Annotated in this window: 11 protein-coding genes; 6 read left to right on the top strand and 5 right to left on the bottom strand. The window is 64.7% G+C overall.

Annotation, left to right across the window (positions count from 1 at the left end):
• Nucleotides 1-8 precede the first annotated feature (8 nt).
• The 3 genes from B2W22_RS00110 (at nt 9) to B2W22_RS00100 (ending at nt 2799) form a co-directional block, all read left to right on the top strand.
• Complete coding sequence (locus tag B2W22_RS00110) at nt 9-380, top strand: DUF2069 domain-containing protein (RefSeq protein ID WP_056571311.1); 372 nt, start codon at nt 9-11, stop codon at nt 378-380.
• Nucleotides 377-1864 carry a protein adenylyltransferase SelO gene (locus B2W22_RS00105; protein WP_286935873.1) on the top strand — a complete coding sequence of 496 codons (1488 nt, stop codon included), beginning with the start codon at nt 377-379 and terminating at the stop codon, nt 1862-1864. Before B2W22_RS00110 ends, B2W22_RS00105 begins: the two co-directional genes overlap by 4 nt.
• A gap of 215 nt (nt 1865-2079) precedes the next feature.
• On the top strand, nt 2080-2799 hold the full coding sequence (locus B2W22_RS00100; protein WP_043518814.1) for a response regulator transcription factor: 720 nt from the start codon (nt 2080-2082) through the stop codon (nt 2797-2799).
• 41 nt (nt 2800-2840) lie between these two features.
• Here B2W22_RS00100 and B2W22_RS00095 read toward each other — a convergent pair whose 3' ends face one another.
• Entirely contained in the window at nt 2841-4373 is a 1533-nt protein-coding gene (locus tag B2W22_RS00095; protein WP_286935872.1) for a sensor histidine kinase, read from the bottom strand.
• Nucleotides 4374-4381: 8 nt separating this feature from the next.
• Nucleotides 4382-6352: an EAL domain-containing protein gene (locus B2W22_RS00090; RefSeq protein ID WP_286935871.1), complete on the bottom strand. Its 1971-nt coding sequence runs from the start codon at nt 6350-6352 to the stop codon at nt 4382-4384.
• A 465-nt stretch (nt 6353-6817) separates the two neighbouring features.
• On the opposite strand from B2W22_RS00090, the gene B2W22_RS00085 reads away from it, so the two are divergent.
• From B2W22_RS00085 to B2W22_RS00075, 3 genes are read left to right on the top strand one after another with little or no spacing between them, the layout of a single operon-like run.
• On the top strand, nt 6818-8200 hold the full coding sequence (locus B2W22_RS00085) for a putative bifunctional diguanylate cyclase/phosphodiesterase (RefSeq protein WP_175125007.1): 1383 nt from the start codon (nt 6818-6820) through the stop codon (nt 8198-8200).
• A 36-nt stretch (nt 8201-8236) separates the two neighbouring features.
• A complete protein-coding gene (aroC, locus tag B2W22_RS00080; RefSeq protein ID WP_286935870.1) occupies nt 8237-9307 on the top strand; it encodes a chorismate synthase in 1071 nt (356 codons plus the stop codon).
• A 37-nt stretch (nt 9308-9344) separates the two neighbouring features.
• Nucleotides 9345-10184 carry a M48 family metallopeptidase gene (locus B2W22_RS00075; RefSeq protein ID WP_175125005.1) on the top strand — a complete coding sequence of 280 codons (840 nt, stop codon included), beginning with the start codon at nt 9345-9347 and terminating at the stop codon, nt 10182-10184.
• A gap of 131 nt (nt 10185-10315) precedes the next feature.
• Here the strand turns inward: B2W22_RS00075 and B2W22_RS00070 are convergent, their stop codons facing one another.
• The 3 genes from B2W22_RS00070 to B2W22_RS00060 all read right to left on the bottom strand — a co-directional run.
• Entirely contained in the window at nt 10316-12277 is a 1962-nt protein-coding gene (locus tag B2W22_RS00070; RefSeq protein ID WP_286935869.1) for a bifunctional diguanylate cyclase/phosphodiesterase, read from the bottom strand.
• A gap of 17 nt (nt 12278-12294) precedes the next feature.
• The gene (locus B2W22_RS00065; RefSeq protein WP_286935868.1) at nt 12295-12978 is read right to left on the bottom strand and encodes a transglutaminase-like cysteine peptidase; all 684 of its coding nucleotides are present in this window, start codon (nt 12976-12978) and stop codon (nt 12295-12297) included.
• A 103-nt stretch (nt 12979-13081) separates the two neighbouring features.
• The coding region (locus tag B2W22_RS00060; protein ID WP_286935867.1) for a type I secretion C-terminal target domain-containing protein at nt 13082-19259 on the bottom strand (6178 nt) is incomplete at its 5' end.

Raw genomic sequence — 19259 nt, 5'->3', positions numbered from 1 at the left:
ATAGCAGCATGAATCCCGAACTCAACCCCCGCTTGCGCCTCGTCGCCTCGGTTTCATTGTTTGCCCTGATCGTGCTGTGCGTCGCCTGGGAAACCGTGGTGGCGCCGGTGCGGCCGGGCGGTTCCTGGATGCTGCTGAAAGCCTTGCCGCTGGCGTTTCCGCTGCGGGGCATCGTGCGAGGCAATCTCTACACCTACCAGTGGGCGGCCATGCTGTCGCTGCTGTATCTGATGGAAGGCGTGGTGCGCGCCATGTCGGATCCGGCGCCGCTGTCCGTCTTGATGGCGTGGGGCGAGATCATCTTGTCCACCACTTTTTTCCTCAGCGCCATCTTTTATGTGCGGCCCGCCAAGCGCGCTGCCCGGAGTCAACGCGCATGAATGCCCAGTCCCTGTCCGAACTGCAAGCCGTCAACTCCTTTGCGGCCCTGCCCGAGGCTTTCTACACCCGGCTGGCGCCGCGCGGGCTGAACAATCCTCGTCTGCTGCACGCCAACGAACAGGCGGCCGCCCTGATCGGCCTGGATCCGTCGGTCCTGACCACCCCCGAATTCCTGCAGGTGTTTTCCGGCGGGCAGCCTTTGCCGGGCGGCGATACGCTGGCAGCCGTCTATAGCGGCCACCAGTTTGGCGTGTGGGCAGGGCAGCTTGGCGACGGACGGGCGCATCTGCTGGGCGAAGTTCAAGGGCCCGAGGGCGCCTGGGAACTGCAGCTCAAGGGCTCGGGCATGACGCCGTACTCGCGGATGGGCGACGGGCGGGCCGTGCTGCGGTCTTCCGTGCGGGAGTACCTGGCCAGCGAGGCGATGTTCGGGTTGGGCGTGCCCACCACGCGCGCCCTGGCGCTGGTCGTTTCCGATGATCCGGTCATGCGCGAGACCGTCGAAACCGCCGCGATCGTGACGCGGATGTCGCCCAGTTTCGTCAGGTTCGGCTCGTTTGAACATTGGTCGTCACGGCGTCAGCCCGACATGCTGAAAACGCTGGCCGATTATGTGATCGACCGCTATTACCCCGAGTGCCGCGACGTGCCGACTGGCGATTCGGCGTCCGAGACGGCCCCGTATGTGAATCTGCTGCGTGAAGTCACGCGGCGCACGGCGTTGCTGATGGCGGACTGGCAGGCTGTCGGGTTTTGCCACGGCGTGATGAATACCGACAATATGTCGATCCTGGGGCTGACGCTGGATTACGGCCCTTATGGTTTCATGGACGGATTCTGGCTGGGTCATATCTGTAACCATTCGGATGCCGAAGGTCGATACTCCTGGAATCGGCAGCCGTCGGTGGGGCTTTGGAATCTGTATCGGCTAGGTGGCAGTCTGCACCTGCTGGTGCAGGACGCCGACGCATTGCGCGCCGTGCTGGATGAATACGAAGCCATTTTCACGCGCGCGTTCCATGACAAGATGGCCGCCAAGATGGGTTTGGCGGCGTGGCGTCCTGACGATGAGGCGTTGCTGGACGATCTGCTTAAACTGATGGACGCCAATCAGGCGGACTTCACGTTGTCCTGGCGCCGGCTGGCCGACGCCACGCAGGGACAGCGCAGCGCCTTTGAGGATTTGTTTATCGACCGTCCCGCAGCTAGCGCCTGGCTCGACAAGCTGCTGGCCCGGCATGCGCAGGCCGGGCGGCCTGCGGCGGATACGGCGGCCGCCATGAACGGCGTGAATCCCTTGTACGTGCTGCGCAATCACCTGGCAGAACAGGCGATTCGCGCGGCCAAGGCCGGCGACGCCAGCGAAATTGAAACGCTCATGAAACTGCTGCGAAGCCCCTTCGTCGCCCAGGAGGGTTTTGAACGCTATGCCGGCCTGCCCCCGGATTGGGCTGGTGGAATCGAAGTGAGTTGCTCGTCATGAAGATAATTTTGCGATAACGTCGATGGCATTAATCCTGCGACATTCCCGGGATTAACAAAAAAATCCCGGTAAAAATGTGAAATATCGCCATTTTTTTCGCTGCAATCATTCGTTTCCATTGTAAAAGTCGTAAGATTGCCGGCTCCGGGGCATTTTTGATCGCGTGGGCGCTCCAGGGGTATTTGTCGACAATTTCAATGTAAAGCACTCTGAATATGCCTGGTGCAGATGGTTTGCTATGTATAGGACTGCTCGAGGACGACGCCGATTTCCGCGAGGAACTGGCGTTGGGCTTGGGCGGCTACGGTTTTCGCGTGGCGTTCGCTTGTGACAATGCAGTGGCGTTCTACCGCCGCCTGCAAGAGCAGCCGTGCGACATCGTCATTCTCGACGCCCATCTTCCAGGCGAAGACGGCTTTTCCGTTGCGACGCGCCTGCGTGCCTTGAGCCCGGTGGGCATCGTCATGCTGACGGGCCGCAGCGCCCTGGAAGACCGCGTCCGCGGCCTGGAGGGCGGCGCCGACGTCTACATGACCAAGCCGGTGGATTTGCTGGAACTCAGCTCCGTCATTCGCAGCCTGGCGCGCCGCATGCGGTTGGCCAAGGCGCCACGCCCGGCTGACGCCGAGACGCGCGCGTCGGCGGATACGAACTGGTCGCTGCAGGACGGCGGCTGGATCCTGGTGGCGCCCGACGGCGCCTCGCTGCACCTGAGCGCGCAGGAACGGACGTTCCTGGTAGCCCTGATGGACGCCGCGGGCAGTGCCGTCAGCCGGCAGGCGCTGGCTGAACTCTTCCTGCCCGACAGCCCGGGCGGGTTTGAGTTGCGGCGTATCGACGTGCTGGTGAGCCGTCTGCGCGCCAAGGCGCAGAGCGCCGGACTCAAACTGCCGGTGTTGTCGGTGCGCGGTCAGGGCTACGTGTTCGCGGCCTGACCCGGCCGCGGCTGCGGCTGACGCCAAGGCCCGTGCAGCGCTTAAGCCGACTGCCCGTTGGCGGGCAGGGTGATGACAAAACGCGTGCCCACGCCCACCTTGCTTTGCATCGTCAGCGAACCGCCCTGGCTCTGGCAGATGCGCCGGGCCAGATACAGCCCGATCCCCATGCCCTGGGTTTCGCGATGCGCGGACCGCCGAAAGCGCGGCTCGAAGATCCGGGCTTGTTCCTCTTCTCCAATCCCCGGGCCGCGGTCCACGACGGCTGCCCAGGTCATGGCCGTGTCGCCGACCCGTGTATGACCCGTCTCGATTCGCACCGGTTCGTTGGCCGGCGAATACTTGATGGCGTTGTGGATCAGGTTGCGCACGACGACGCTGGTGAGCGGGCGATCACAGAATACCGGCTGCGGCGCTTGCGCTTCGAGCACCAGGGCATGCGCAGTATCCGGGCGCATGGCATTCACCACGTCGCGCACCAGGTCGGCCATGTCTGTCTGTTCGCCGCGCGGGCTCCAGGCATGTTCCTCGAGGCGATCCTGATTCAGCAACTGATCCATCAGCTCGGTCATCCGCGCAACCGACCGATGAATACGCGCGAGCCGCGTGTCCACGGTTTCGCCACTGTCCGACAGAATCATGTCCAGCGATTGCGCCGCGGCGCTGATGGTGGCCAAGGGCGCGCGCAGCTCGTGCGAGATCAGCGCGTTCATCTGCCGTTGCGTGTCTAGCGCACCGGCCAGTTCGGCCAGCCGCAGTTCGCCTTGCGCCAGGTGTTCGGCGTCCGAGCCGGCGCCATTATTGCGCGCGGGCGCGGCACTGTTGGAGGCATCCAGCGCCAGCCAGACCAGCGTGCCCGACACCAGCATCAGCCGCAGCATTTCGAAGCTTGCATCCGTGGCGTCTGCCCCGCTTGCGTGCCACGCGTCGTGTCCGAGGATCCAGGCTGATGCGCCAAACGCGAGCATCAGCGCAAGGCTGGCCGGGCGGCCAGACCGCTGCCGCACCGCGCTGGCCAGGAACCACAGCGCCAACGGCACGCTCAGCGCAGCGCACACGCCGGCAATGGCCGCAGGAAGCACTCCCGATTCCGTTTCATACACGAAGATCAGCGCCAGCGCCGCCACGCCGGACAGCGCAATGCTGATCCACCGGCACGCAACGCCCAGTCCGGTTGCAATGCGCGATCCCTGCAGCAGGGGCGCGGTCAGGGCGAGCAGGGCGGCATAAGAGGCAGCTTGCAGCGCGCCCGGCGGCATCAGATCGGGCAGCGAACGGAACAACCCTTCGACCAGCGCGAAGGCCATGCCTGCTGCATACAGCGCGTTGCGCGTGTGCGCCCAGGCCACGCCGCACACTATCGCGCAGGCGATGGCGACGCCGGCGGTCAAGCCTGAGTGCAGGTTCTCGTAGCCGGCATGTCCCCCGTCCGCATTCAACCCATAAGCGAGCGCGTAGGCCGGCCAGAAGCAGGCGCACAGCAGCAGACCAACTCCCGACCAGATGGTTGTCCGGAAGAAGCCGGGCTGGCTTGCGCGAAGGTGGCGAAAACGCCAGCGGGTGCGAAGAAACAATCCTTCCGTCAACTAGGAACCCATTGGTGATCATGCGCGAGGTCTTGCGCGTGGGCGGAGTTTACGACAGCTCCGCTTATCGCGCGGACGCCGATTCCTTCCAGCACGAGCTGCGTCGCCGTGTCCGGCACGTCAGCCGCATAGACCGACATGCCGAGCGTCATCGCGGTCGCGACCACGGTGGCGGCCAGGTGCTGGCTGCCGGGACTTTGCAGGAGACCGCTGATGAAACTGCCGCTCAGCGTCACGTACGAGACGGGAAATTCATGCAGGTGCTCCATGGCGCCGAATCGCTGTGACAGCCGCGCTACCCCGACCCGTCCGCCTGCGCCCATGACGATGTCGCAGAGCTGGCGCACATCGGCGCCTTGTTCGACGAGTCCCGCGGCGTCGACTTCCAGGATCAGCCGCGCCGACAGCGTGGGCCGGTCGTCGAGCATGCGTTCAAGACGCGCGAAGAAGGATCCTTGGGCAAGGGTGGCAAGCGATACCGGCACCGTAAGTGCGCCGTCATGAGTGAACAGCCAATCGAGACCCAGACGGATCGCCTGGATATCGCACTCGGCGGACAGGCCCAGGCGCACGGCTGGCGGCATGAAGATCGAAGCCGGCACGGGATCGGTGCCGGAGGCATCGTGCAGCGTCAGGCAGGCCTCGTGGTGCAGCAGGGCGCCCGACAGGTCATGCAACGGCTGTGCCGTCAGTGAGAACCGGTGCTGCTCCAGCGCGGTAACCAGCGCGTCGTGCCAACTGTATTCACCGATGCGGGTGCTGTCGGCGGCCTGGCTTGCCGGCGTGATCTGGTCGTCGTCGGCGCTTTCGGCGCACATCAGCGCATGATCCAGACGCGCGAGGATGTCGCTCATGTTGTCGCCCGGCGCGAAGGCTGCCATGGCCAGCGCCCACCGGCACCATCCGTATTTGTCCATCGGCACGCGCAGCGACCGCAGCTCGCGCCGCACGCGTTCGGCCAGCACGCTGGCCTGCGGCGCCGAGGTGCGCGGCAGCAGCAGGGCAAAATCCGATCCGCTGATCCGGGCGATCAGCGTGCCCGGACCGCCGAATTCCTGCACCAGCTTGCGCAGGCGGTCCGACGATGAGCGCAGCCACTGGTCAGTGAAGGCGCGCGACAGGTGCCGGTTGATCTGTGCGAGGTCGCGTTGGCGGAACATCAGCAGATGGCCGCCGGCCTCGTCGGATTTATCTGCCAGCGCAAGCCGGAACTGGTCGACAAAATGCTTGCGGTTCGACAGGCGCGAGATGGGGTCCCGGTAGATTTCGCTTTGCAGCGATTCGATGCGCGCATTCTGCTCCTCGACCGTGGCGGCGACACGGCGCTGCGCATCGACCAGCGCCTGGTCCACACCGGGCACTTCGCACGAACCGCTCAGTGGCGCATCGGCGCCGGGCGCCAGCGCACGCACGCGTTCGCAGATGTCGCGCGACGTGCGGGCTTCGATCCAGCGCACGAGATTGGTGGCGAACAGTGCCCAGAATGCGGCCGCGGCAAGCACCAGACCCAGAACGCGGATGCCGCCTTGCCACAGCGTGTCGCGAGCCAGACGGGCATCGGCCTGCACGGTGAGGGTGCCTTTGCCTTGTCCGCCAGGGATGACGAACGGCCGGGAAATGGCCGGTGCTTCCATGTTCAGCCATCCGGCGCGCCAATCGCGCTCCCGGCCTGCGGCGCCTGGTCCCGACCGGCGCTCCACACGCAGCGCGTTCCCTTCGATCGTGATATTGACCAGCGAATACAGCCCCTGTCCGAACAGTTCATCGGCAAGCGCGACCTGCTCGCTGTGGCTGCCGGAACTGTGCGACAAGGCCCAGGCGAGCGCGTTGGCGCCCGATTCGCTTTGCTGGGCGAGTTGCGTATTCAGATAGCGGTGCGCCGCCAGCATCCCGAGGGCCTGAGCGCCCAATAGGATAAAGCCGACCAGAAGGGCGGAGCATAAGAGCAGCCGGCGTAGTGTGGGCATGTAGTGGCGAATCCCTTCCTGGGCGTACGCGGATGAAAACCTGGATATCAAACGTGACACACGTTACGAAACGACAGCTAGCAACGGCGTCACGATACTGGGACCTGTCACAGAACGCACAGAATATTACGAAATGCTCGGTCGTATCCGACAAGGTGTGCAATTATTTCGCTCGTGAGAATTGGCCGTTTGAGAACTATTGAGACACTGCGTATTAATTTTTGGGGTTGCGGTGTCGTAGATGGGTCGAGGCGTGGCGAAAGGACCGGCCAGAGATCGCCAATCCGGGACCCCGCCATGACCGCTGCGAGCAACATAGGATCCGAAGAAAGTCAGGAGAAGGAGGCGCGTTGCCTCCGAAATGTGGCGTTTTTTTGCGAAAATAATGCATAATTTAAAATATGTTACAGCCCCCGGGCCCGTGATCGGGCCGCAACGCCGGGGGCGTTTGGATAGGGGGGCTCCGTGCGTGAGAGTTACCTGCTCGCACTGTGCCTGACGCTCGCGGGCGCACTTGCAGCGATCAGTCTGCTGTTCTTCCGCCGGGACCGCGCGCTGCGCCGCCGCCTGACGCGGGATGAACTGACCGGCCTCCTCAGCCAACAGGAGTTGCATCGTCGCGTGCGTACCTGGCTGGGCCAACCCCAGGGTACGACGCGCCGCGGCGCCTTTTTTCTCGTCAGTTTCGAACACTACGCGCAGATCAGCGCCATGCTGCGCGCCGGCGAAGATCAGGCATTGCTGGTGCAGGTGGCCGATCGCATCAGCCTGGTCGCACGCGCGCTCGGGGGGATGGCCGCGCGCTCCGGGGCCGATTCGTTCACCGTCTGTGTCCCCGGCGTGGACGAGGAGGGGGCTGCCCAGGTGTCCGCCAAGCTGCTGGCCGACCTGAGCGCGCCCTATGAACTGGGCGCCCGTCCCCTGATTGCCGTCTTCCGGATTGGCGCGGCGCTGTATCCCGCCCACGGCCGCAGTGTCGAGGAGTTGCAACGCTGCGTGCAGGTGGCGATGGTGCCCCTCAAGGATCGGGGCGGCGAGGGCTGGAATCTCTTCGACTTCCGGCTGCTGGCGCGGCAACGGGATCAGCAAGGCCTGGAAAATGACCTGAGGCTGGCGCTGACGACACCGGCCATGGAGCAGTTTGAACTCTATTACCAGCCGGTCTGCGACAGCGCGACCGGCGTGGTGCAGGGGTGCGAGGCGCTGCTGCGCTGGCATCACCCCGTGCTGGGCAGCGTGTCGCCCGCCGTGACAATCGAATTGGCCGAGCGCAGCGGACTGATCGTGCCGCTGGGCGCCTGGATCCTGGAGCGCGCCTGCACGCAGGCGGCGCTCTGGCCGTCGGCGTGGCGCGTCCACGTGAACCTGTCGGTCAAGCAGATGAACGAAGACGGGTTGGTCCAGCTAGTATCGGACGTGCTGGCGGCCGCCCGGCTGTCGCCGCGCAAGCTGGTGCTGGAGATCACCGAGTCCATCTTCATCCTGCACTACGAGCGGCACGTGAAGATCCTGAATACGCTGCGCGACATGGGCATCGGGGTGGCGCTGGATGACTTTGGTTGCGGCTATTCCAGCCTGAACCATCTGCGCCATCTGCCCATCGACTGGGTCAAGATCGACCGCAGCTTCATTTCCGCCCTGGAATCGGACGCCGGCAGCCGCGAGGTGGTCTCCGCCCTGTTCGGCTTGTGCCAGGCCATGCACCTGCCGGTCGTGGCCGAAGGCGTCGAAACCGAAGGGCAGCGCGAAATCCTGAAGTCGTTGGGATGCCGCGTGATGCAGGGCTTTCTGCTGGGGCGGCCGGCTCCCGCCGCCGAAATCCAGGCTTTGGCCGCGGCGGTGTCATAATCGGGGTTGCTTGCAAACCCGACCTGTTGACTCCTTATGCCCGGCAATACCCTAGGTACTCTTTTTACCGTCACGAATTTCGGCGAATCCCACGGGCCGGCCATCGGTTGCGTCGTGGACGGCTGTCCTCCGGGACTGGCCCTGGACGCATCCGATATCCAGTACGAACTGGATCGCCGCCGCCCGGGCACCTCGCGCCACGTGACGCAGCGCCAGGAAGCCGACCAGGTCGAGATCCTGTCCGGCGTCTATAACGGGGTCACTACCGGCACGCCCATCGGGCTGCTGATCCGCAATACCGACGCGCGCAGCAAGGACTACTCCAACATCGAGGACACCTTCCGTCCGGGCCACGCCGACTTCGTCTACTGGCGCAAATTTGGAGTGCGCGACCCGCGCGGCGGCGGACGTTCCTCGGCCCGGCTGACGGCGCCCACCGTGGCGGCCGGCGCCATCGCCAAGAAGTGGCTGGCCGAGCAATACGGCGTCAAGGTGCGCGGCTACATGAGCCAGCTGGGGCCTGTCGCCATCCCGTTCGTTTCGTGGGACGAAGTGCCCAACAATCCCTTCTATGCCCCCAACGCCGACGTCGTCCCCGAACTGGAAGCCTATATGGACCAGTTGCGCCGGGACGGCGATTCCATCGGCGCGCGCATCGAAGTCGTGGCAGAGAACCTGCCGGCAGGCTGGGGCGAACCGATCTACGACCGCCTGGACGCCGACATTGCCCACGTCATGATGGGCCTGAACGCGGTCAAGGGCGTTTCCATTGGCGCCGGCTTCGACTGCATCACGCAGCGCGGGTCGGAACATGGCGACGAGATCACGCCCGAGGGCTTCCTGAGCAACCACGCAGGCGGCGTGCTGGGCGGCATTTCGACCGGCCAGCCCATCACCGTGTCGCTCGCGATCAAACCCACGTCGAGCATCCGCGTCGAGCGCCGCTCGGTCAACCGCGCCAACGAGCCGGTGATGGTGCAGACGCTGGGCCGCCACGACCCGTGCGTGGGCATCCGCGCCACGCCCATCGCCGAAGCCATGCTGGCGCTTGTGCTGATCGACCACGCGCTGCGCCATCGCGGTCAGTGCGGCTCGGCGCCCGTCTGATACGTTTTCCCGTAGTTGAATTGGCTTGGAGGCCGACATGAAACAGAAGCGTCATTTTCTGCGCAATGCCGGGGCCGTGCTGTCGCTGGCCGTGCTGGCCGGCTGCACCAGCATGAACACCACGCAGTCAGGCGCCGTGGGCGTTGACCGCAAGCAATACATGTCCACGATGGTGCCGGCGCAGGCGCTGGAACAGGAAGCAAACCAGCAGTACGCCGACATCCTGCAGGAGGCCAAGTCCAAGGGCCTGCTGGATCGCGACGCCAAGCAAGTGGCGCGCGTGCGCGAGATCTCGCAGCGCCTGATCGCGCAGGCCGGCGTGTTCCGTCCCGATGCGGCCAACTGGAAATGGGAAGTCCACGTGCTGTCCAGCGACGAGGTCAACGCCTGGTGCATGCCCGGCGGCAAGATCGCCGTCTACACCGGCCTGATTTCGCAGATCAAGCCGACCGACGATGAGCTGGCCGCGGTGTTGGGCCACGAAATCGCCCACGCCCTGCGAGAACATGCGCGCGAGCGCGTGTCCCAGCAGATGGCGACCAATCTGGGCTTGCAGGTGCTGTCCATTGCCACGGGATCCAAGGCGGCGTCCGACCTGGGCGGAGAGTTGACCAGCGTGATGTTCACCTTGCCCAACAGCCGTACGCACGAGACCGAAGCGGATCGGATGGGTGTGGAACTGGCGGCCCGGGCGGGCTATGACCCGCGTGCCGCCGTGACGCTGTGGCAGAAGATGGGTGCGGCCAGCCAGGGCAGTGCACCGCCCGAGATCCTGTCGACCCACCCGTCGGCCGCCTCGCGCATCAGCGATCTGCAATCGGCTTCGCAGAAAGTGATGCCGCTTTACGAACAGTCCAAGGGCCAGGCCGCGCGTTAAGATTGTAAGGCGTTACGCTGACGACGCGGCCCGCGCGGCAATGCCTGCGCGGGCCGTTTTCCATGGTCCTTTCCCTGCGGCGGGGCGTGCCTGGACGTCCCAATCGCAGGCCGCCGCGGTATCCGTTCGACTTACACGCCGCTCGCCGTCTTCACGCCCTGGCCGCGCATGATCTCGATGCCCAGGCCGTGCAGAATGCGCTGCGTCTCGGCGTCCGGCACGTCTTCCGCATAGACCGCAATACCTAGCGAACGGGCCGTTTCCAGCACCGACGCCGTCAACTGCTGGCTACCCGGGCTTTGCGACATTCCGCCCACGAACCCCCCGCCCAATTTCACGTAGGACAACGGCAGCGTGTGCAGTTGCGCCACCGCGCCAAATTGCTGCGCCAGGCGTCGCACGCCGATGTGTGCGCCAAATTCCGCTGCGACGCGCGCAAAGGCGGTGATCTGCTCGTGGCATTCCACCAGCCCGTGCGCGTCGATTTCCACGTACAGACGGCGCGCCAGCGGACGGTTTTCGGTCAGCAGCAGTGCAAGCTGGCGCAGGAACTTCTGGCCGCGCAAAGAGGGCAGCGCCACGCGCACGGCAAGTTCGCCCGAATGGCTGGCCAGCCATTCCAGGCCAAGCCGCACGGATTCCAGATCGCATTCCGCCACCAGGTCCAACCGCACGGCCGGCGGGATGAAGAGCGTAGCGGGGATCGGTTCCTGGTCGGGCGCGGTGCGCAGCATCAGCATGGCTTCGGTGCGTACGGTGCGCCCATCCAGCGCCAGCAAGGGTTCGGTGGACAGTTCGAACTGCCGGTTCTCCAACGCCGTCTGGATGGCGTCCTTCCAGGCGCGTTCGCCTGCTTCCGACGGCGACTGCATGTCGGTGGCGCCCGCGATCACGACCTGGTCGTTGCCGGCGCTTTCGGCGCGCATCAGGCCAAAGTCAAGGCGGGCCAGCACGGCGCCGGCCTGGCTGCCGTGGCCGTAATCGGTCATGGCCTGCGCCCACCGGCAAAGATGGCCCTCACCAACCGGAATGCGCGAGGCATGCAGATCCGCGCGTACCTGCTCGGCCACCATCATGGCCTGCGGCGCCGCGCAGCCGGGCAGCAGCAGTGCAAAGTCCGACCCATTCAGCCGCGCCAGCATGGGGGCGGCGACGTGCATGCGCTTGAGCGTGCCCTGGATGCGTTCGCACGCGGTGCGCAGCCACTGGTCGATGAATTCGCGCGGCATGTGGCGGTTCAGGTCGGCCAGATCGCGCTGGCGGAACACCAGCACGTGCCCGCCGTCGATCCGCGACGTTCCCGCCGCGGGCCGGGTTTCCAGCGCACGGCGGAACTCGTTGACGAAGTATTTGCGGTTGGGCAGGCCGGTGACCGGGTCCTGGTTCAGCTCCAGTTCCAGCGACTCGATCTTCGCGTTCTGTTCTTCGACGCTGGCATGGATGCGTTCGCGCGTCTGGTTCAGCGCCTGCACTACGCCGGACAACTCCGGCACGCGCGCCTCGACCTGTTCGCCCGGCGCGTCGCGGCCGATGCCGCGGACGTGGTCGCTGATCTCGCGCAGAAGGCGGTTCTTGATCCATCCGACCAGCACGAAGGCAAACATGGCCCACAGGATGCCCGCGCCCACGACCAGCGCAATCATCTTCAGGCTGCTGCGCCACAAGGCTTCCCAGGCGTAGGCGTCGTTGGCGATCAGGGTGACTTCGCCGATCTGCCGCCAGCCGTCGCTGACCGCGTGGCTGGCCGCCTGGCTGTCCAGCGGCGCCAGCGCCTGGAACCACGCCGGCACGGACGCGGCGGTGGCGGTCGACTTGCGTTCGATCAGGACCTTGCCGTCGGGATCCGTCAGGCGCACCAGCGAGAAGTGCCCGCCGTCGTAAAGCGCCGAGACCAGCAGTTCCTGCACGACCGGATCGTTGTTCGCCGGTTGCGACAGGGACAGGGCCAGGGAGACGGCCGCGTCGGTGCTTTGCACCTGAAGCTGGCCCGACAGATACTCACGCGCCGAATTGACGCTGAGCGCCAGCGTCCCCAGCAAAATCACGCTGATGGCGAGGGTCACACTGAGCAGTAGCTGACGAAGTATGGACATAGTCTTGTTTCCGGACATCAGGGGCGGATGCCTTCCCGTTCCATGCGTTGAAGTAGGTCGCGCCAGCGGCTAAGGCGGTCGACGGGCGCGGCCGCCTTGCCGTCCACGTAGACGCCGTCGGCGTTGAAACTGAAAACCGGCGTCAGGTCGCGCCGCTGCGTGGCCGGCAGGATGGTTGAGATCAGGCTGTCCAGCACCAGCGGGACGGCATTCGGGGTTTCGTAATAGCCCAGCACCATGTGGGCCACCTGGCTGCTGCTGGCCGCGCCGCCGATGCGGGCGCGTACGTAGATGAAGCGCAGCTTGTTGGCCGGTACGCCCATCGAGAGCAGGGTGAAATACTTGCCGATGACATAGTCTTCGCAATCGCCGGCGCCTTTGCCCAGCGACTCCAGCGGCGTGGCCCAGTAATCGGCTTGCTTCCAGATGATGGAATCCTCGCCGGAGAGCAGGGCGCGGTTCCAGAAGTCGTTGGCGACGGTGAGACGGTCGCGGTCGGTTGCGGGGGCCGGGCTGCGAAGCAGTTGCAGCCAGTTCGATACGGACTTTGCGCCCTTGGAGCCATAGCGGCTAGCCGACAGGCTTTGCAGCCTGTCGGTGTTGATCTCCAGCGCCGAGCTGCCGCTCCACCCGCAAGCCAGGCATAGCAGCGCCACACGGCACAGAGTCAGGGCGCTACGGTAACGGCGGGTTAAGGGCATGAAACGGATTTTCACATTTTTTCGGGCATCTTAGACGTGCTCTTGAAAGAATGCGTCGGTCGGGAAGGGAAGGCCGGAGCCGGCCTTCCCGTCAGGTCGATGATCAATGATGATCGACGTTCAGCTTCCCCTTCTGCAGCAGGTCGTTGATGATGGCCTGGTTACTCAGCGGATGACCGTCGCCGTCATGGGTGAGATTGACGCCCTCCAGCACGATCTTCTGATCGGCACCCTGGCCGATCTGGCCCTTGGTGTTGATCTCGAGAATCGTATTGTTGGAGTTGGCAGGATCCTGCTTGAAGTTGAGGTACTTGGTCAGGTTGCCATCCGTCTCGCCCACGAGCAGGTCCTTCAGGTCCAGCACATCGCCACCGGCAGAAGCCTTGTCCATGGAAAAGTCCTTGATCCGGTCCACGGCCGGGCTGGCGGTCGTCCCCTGGTCGTTGAACTCCCAGCGGAACGTATCGGAACCTTCGCCACCGATCAGCGTGTCGTTGCCCTTGCCTCCGACCAGCACGTCGTCGCCCTTGCCGCCGTGGAGCGTATCGTTGCCATCGCCCGCAAGCAGGATCTCGCTCTTATCGGTGCCCAGCAGCATGTTGCCCGCTTGATAGGCCACTGACACATTGGCGCTATCGCTATGGCCATCCGCCGTCTGGATCGTGTACGAGGAATTCGCCACGGTGTCGGCAACAGGTGATGCGCCGGCATAATCGACGGTCATGGTGAGCATGTAGTCTTCAGCTCTATCCCTGCTCTCCAACCACCATCCATTGTTGTCGCTGAGGTTGACGAGATGGATTTCGTATTGGGTATCGACCGAGGCCGGGATCGATTGTCCGCTCTGCAGCACTTTGTACTGATCCGAACTTCCCGCAAGTCGATATTCCAGTCGGATCGAATCTGCATACAAGTTGTGATTCAGCGTCAGAACCTCACCGGCCAAAAGGGCGATGGTGATCGAGTCCTGGTCATTCCCGTTCCGAGAGCCGACGGCACCGAGGTAGCCGTCCACCTTGACCTGCGCGCGGTTTTGGCCGATCTGGGCCAGATCAGCGCGATTGACCGTGAGGAACTTGCTGCTTGAGCCGTCAAAAGCAATTTCCTTGACCGAGCGGGCAGCAAAGTCGGCTCCCTTTTCCTTCCAGCCCGTATTCACCGTCAGCGGTCCTACCGTCAACGCGCCCGTGCCGCGCACGTCATTGGCAAGCAACGATCCGGCCTGAACCGTCAGTTGCGAACTCAGGATGTTGGTGATCACCGTGTCGTTCACGGCATCCGGGTTTTGATGGACGGGCGCCGTGACCGTCAGCGTGAGGCTGGCGCTTGCCGTATCGCCGTCGCCATCCCTGACCGTGTACTGGACGGTGTCGGTGCCGGCGGTTTGCGGCTGGTAGCGGTAATCGCCCAGGTTTTCACCTGCCAGATCGATCGTGAACTTGCCGTGCGACGTCGTCACCGTCAGTTCGGACTTGGCCGAATCGAAGGTGAAGGTCGCGCCGGCGCTGGCCGTAACCTTGTTGGTCGCAACGTCGTAGTTGTACGTCTTGCCGTCGATCACCAGTTGCGTAATGCGCGCACCGGCCAGGTCGGCGCCCAGCGTGCCGCCCGCCGCGATGTCGCCGACGATCGGCGGCGCGATGGTGTCCGAAATCGCCGTATCCAGACCGTTCAGGTCCTTCACGATGATCGTGTTGCTGTCCTGCGGCTTGCTGGGGTTGTAGGACACCGGATCGATGTACGTGCCGGTGGCGGCGGTGCCCAGACCAATACCGTAGGAATTGATCTGGTTGTCCGTGAGGAACTTCTCCCACGTCGCCTGTTGAGCGGCGTAGACGGGACCGTTTTCGGGGTTTCCGTCGGTAAAGAAGTAGGAAATGTTCTGGACAGAGGCGCCTTCCAGCTTGCCCGTGCCAGAGTTGTTCCACGCGGTCATGGCGGCGTTCAGCGCAGCTTCGTAGTTGGTGCCGCCGCCGTAGCTCAAGCCATCGACAAGCGTCTTGGCCTGCGCCAGCGACATCCAGCCGCCTCCTTTCTGGCTTGCCGACGAGTTGAACTCCAGAATCATGACGCGCACGTCGCCGGACTCGCCGTACTGGTCGAGCAGCTTGCCGACCGAGGACTTCAGCACCTCCAGACGCGAGAGCTCGCGTTTGCCGCTGTAGACGCCGCTGCCGAAGTTCATGCTGCCGGACGTATCCAGCGTCAGCATGATGTTGGTGCCGCGTGACGACAGCGCGGCGCCGTCGGCGATCGGAACCAGCGTCGGCGCCGTGTCGGTGACCAACACGCCCAGGTCGCCCGTGGCCTTGCCGCCGAACTTGTCTTCGACCGTGACGGTGAAGTGGTCCTGGACGTTGGTGTCGTCGCCGGTGTGTTGCTGCGCGCCGCTGGTCTGGTACGTGTAGGTCACCTTGCCGGTGGCCGCGTCGTAGCCGGTGAGCGTCAGCGTGCCCTTGCTGGTGGTCAGCGTGAGCGGGTTGCTCGACAGGCCCGCCAGGCGGTCCAACGTCAGCGTGGCATCGGCGTTGCCCGTGCCGTCGATCGAGATCGACTTCAGTCCGGCTGCCGCCGTGATCACGAAGGACCCGCTACCGGTGGCCTGCGCTTCGGACACGCTCAGGACGCCAGGGGCGCCGGCGTTGGTGTCTTCGATCGTCAGGGTCGGTCCCGTCGGCTCGACACCACCGACCTGGAATTGGCCGTTGGCATAGTCGCCGTCCGCGTCCGTCACCTGGTACGTGAAGTCGATCAGCTTGTTGGCCGTGCCGTTCATGGGCTGGTACTGATAGAACTCCCACTTGCCGGTGGCCGGTGTCAGACGGATCTCGAACACCAGATTGCCCGATGCATCCAGACCCTGGATCAGGTTGCCGTTCGAAGCCACATTGGTCTTGATTGCCCCGCCATCACGCGTCGTCAGGCCGCTTTCCACGCCCGTCAGCTTCAGCGTGCCGGGGCCGTCAGCGCCGTACGCAAACTGCAGGTTGCCGTCGGCGTAGGCAATGGCATGGACGTCCTGGCTGCCCAGGAACGTCACGCCCGTGACCGTGAAGTCGCTGTTGTCGCTGGACGAATTCTTGTGGTTGTCCGTGGCGGACACCACAATCGTGTCGAAACCGCCTTCCTCGACCCGGAAGTTCGCCGCGTAGTCGCCGCCGCTCTTGTCGGAGGTGAAGGTGCGTTCGGCGATCAACACGCCATCGCGATAGAAACGTGCAACGCCGCTTTCCACTTCGCCACCGTACATGGCGGCAAAGTCGATGGTTGCGCCGTAGGCGATCTTTCCGCCGGTGAGGCGGATCGTCAGTTCTTCCGACGCGCCTTTGCCGTTCAGTTCGCGGTAGTCCACCTCGTTCGCAATGTTGTGATACGGGGAACCCGTGCTCGCCACACCCAGCCCAGCGGTGCTCTGGTTGACCTTGGCGTCGATGAGCGTCAGGTCGTTGCTCGAGGTGAATCCCTTGGCCGAGACTTCCACCGCGCCGTTGCCGAACGTGAACTTCCATTGGCTGTCGCTGCTGGAGCTGCCCGCAAACGACACCTTGCCGGTGTAGACGTCCGGAATGCCGGCGGATTCGACGTTGACGGGCGCGTTCTGCTGCACGACAGGCGAATCGTCTTCGATCGTCACGTTCAGGTTGGTGGTGACCGGCGCATTGACGCCGTCAGCAACCTTGACGGTCACGGACAGGCTGACCGTGTCTTCCCGCGTCGTGTCAGGATGGTCCACCGGTGCCAACATCTGCACCGTGTAGGCGCCAGCGTTGTCGATCTTGATGATGATCGCGTCGGCGGAGCCGGCGCGGCCGGTCAGAGTATGACCATTGTCGGACAGCGTCCACACGATGGGCACGCCGTCGGAGACGAGGCTGCCATTGGCCGGCGCCACCAGCGTGATTGTGTAGGCAGCTCCGCTGTTGTCGTCGGAGATGCTCAACTGGCCATTGGCCTTCGCCGAGTCGGTCGTGTCGGACGTGCCATTGCCGTCCTTGATGCCACCGGTCAAGCCTTCCTCGGACACCGCGACGGATGCGTTGCCAACGACAGGCGGCTTGTTGATATCCACGATGGCAGCGTTGCCGCTGTCCGAGATGCCGGCCGGCAAGGCCGTGCCGCTTGCGGTCTGACCGGAGAGCGTGGCGTTCAGAACCATGCTCTCGGTGCCTTCGTAGACGCCGTCGGCGGTCGTGGGCACTTGGACCACAATGCCACCGGTGGTGCCGGACGGAACCTTGACGCTGTACGAGCCGTCCGCGTTGGCCGTTACCGCCACCGACACGCCGCCGATCATCACGACGGGCTTGCCGTAGTCGGCTGCGGTGACCTGGCCTCCCAACGTGAAGGTGAGGGTGGTTTCGGCATCGACCGGCTTGCTCAGGGCGACGTTGAAGCTCGCCGTGTTGCCTTCCGTCACGTTGCCCGCGTCGGAGACATTGAGCGACGGCACATCGGCGCCCGGACCGCGGTCGTCAACGATGACGGCGCTGCCGGAATCCGTGATGTTGCCAGGCAGGGCGGCGCCGCTGGCGGTGTTGCCCGACAGCGTGGCGTCCAGCGTCAGTTGCTCGCGGCCTTCAAAGATGGTGTCGTTGATGGTCGGAACCGTGACGACGATGCCGCTGGTGGTGCCGGCAGGCACATTGATGCTGAAGGAGCCATCGGCGTTGGCCGTGACCGTTACGGCCTTGCCACCGATGGTGACCGTGGGCGTGCCGATGTCGCCGGTTTCGATCTCGCCACCGAGCTTGAAGGTGAGCTTGGTGGCGGCATCGACGGCCTTGGTCAGGGCCACGTTGAAGACGGCGCTGCTTCCTTCGTTGACGTCGCCTGCGTCGGACACGTTCAGGGCCGGCACATCGGCGCCCGGGCCGCGGTCGTCAACGATGACGGCGCTGCCCGAGTCGGTGATGTTGCCGGGCAGGGCGACGCCGCTGGCGGTGTTGCCCGAGAGCGTGGCGTCCAGCGTCAGCTGTTCGCGGCCTTCGAAGACCGCGTCGTCGGTGGTCGGGACGGTGACGACGATGCCGCCGGTCGTGCCAGCCGGCACGGTGACGCTGTAGGAACCATCGGAGTTCGCCGTGACGGTCACGGCCTTGCCGCCGATCATGACGGTGGGCGTGCCGATGTCGCCGGTTTCGATCTCGCCACCAAGCTTGAAGGTGAGCTTGGTGTCGGCATCGACGGCCTTGGTCAGGGCCACGTTGAAGACGGCGTTGCTGCCTTCGTTGACGTTGCCGGGATCCGAGACGGTCAGGGCCGGCACATCGGCGCCCGGGTTCGGGTTGGACGGATCGGTGCTGTTGGTATCGACAATCGTGGCGCTGCCCGAGTCGGTGATGTTGCCCGGCAGGGCGACACCGCTGGCGGTATTGCCCGAGAGCGTGGCGTCCAGCGTTAGCTGTTCGCGGCCTTCGAAGACTGAGTCGTCGGTGGTCGGAACCGTGACGACGATGCCGCCCGTGGTGCCAGCCGGCACGGTGATGCTGTAGGAGCCATCAGCGTTGGTCGTGACCGCGACGGTCTTGCCACTTATGGTGACCGTGGGCGTGCCGATGTCGCCGGTTTCGATCTCGCCACCGAGCTTGAAGGTGAGCTTGGTGTCGGCATCGACGGCCTTGGTCAGGGCCACGTTGAAGACGGCGTTGCTGCCTTCGTTGACGTTGCCGGGATCCGAGACGGTCAGGGCCGGGATATCGGCACCCGGACCGCGGTCGTCAACGATGACGGCGCTGCCGGAGTCGGTGATGTTGCCCGGCAGGGCGACACCGCTGGCGGTGTTGCCCGAGAGCGTAGCGTCCAGCGTCAGCTGTTCACGGCCTTCGAACACCGAGTCGTCGGTGGTCGGAACCGTGACGACGATGCCGCCCGTGGTGCCAGCCGGCACGGTGATGCTGAAGGTGCCATCGGCGTTGGCCGTGACGGTGGCAGTCTTGCCGCCGATCGTGACGGTGGGCGTGCCGATGTCACCGGTTTCGATCTCGCCACCCAGCTTGAAGGTCAGCTTGGTGTCGGCGTCAACCGCCTTGGACAGCGCGACATTGAAGACGGCGTTGCCGCCCTCATTCACATCGCCCGCATCCGAGACGGTCAGGGCCGGCACATCGGCGCCCGGGTTCGGGTTGGACGGATCGGTGCTTTTGGTATCGACAATCGTGGCGCTGCCCGAATCGGTGATATTGCCCGGCAGCGCGACGCCGCTGGCGGAGTTGCCCGAGAGCGTGGCGTCCAGCGTCAGTTGTTCACGGCCTTCGAAGACGGCGTCGTCGGTGGTCGGAACG

The organism is Achromobacter sp. UBA4530 (assembly GCF_002388205.1).
GTDB lineage: Bacteria > Pseudomonadota > Gammaproteobacteria > Burkholderiales > Burkholderiaceae_B > Achromobacter > Achromobacter animicus.
The sequence above is the reverse complement of the archived record's forward strand: the minus strand, read 5'-3'. Positions and strand labels throughout refer to the sequence as shown.